Source organism: Thiorhodococcus mannitoliphagus, assembly GCF_010915725.1.
Lineage (GTDB): Bacteria > Pseudomonadota > Gammaproteobacteria > Chromatiales > Chromatiaceae > Thiorhodococcus > Thiorhodococcus mannitoliphagus.
On record NZ_JAAIJR010000505.1, the window covers coordinates 1 to 332 of the forward strand.

Below are 332 nucleotides of genomic sequence, written 5' to 3' on the forward strand. Positions count from 1 at the left end.
CTGCTCGAGGTAGCGGCGGGTCTCCTGATCGAGCGACTGGATCGGGTGCGAAGGCTGCTGCAGCGGGGCGAGGCGCTCGGCACTCAGTGCTCGGAGGCGATGGCGTTGCTCAGCGCGGGTGCTGCGCGCGGCGGCGCGCTCCAGATAGAGCGCCGGGATCAGGTCGTTGAGCATGGCCTGCTCGATCGCCGGTGCCAGGTCCAGCGCCTGCACCCGAGTGTTGACCATCATGAAGAAGAACGCCAGCGTGGCCACCAGGCTGTGGGTGAGTCGCTTCGCCTTGGCTAGATGTGCGCACAGGCGCTCGGAGAGGTCCGCCTCCTCGGCGATCG

The 332-nt window shown here is 68.4% G+C and carries 1 protein-coding gene; it reads right to left on the minus strand.

Annotated features, from left to right (window positions below):
- A partial coding sequence (locus tag G3480_RS27540) for a DUF6399 domain-containing protein (protein ID WP_420824648.1) occupies positions 1-332 on the minus strand: 332 nt, incomplete at both ends.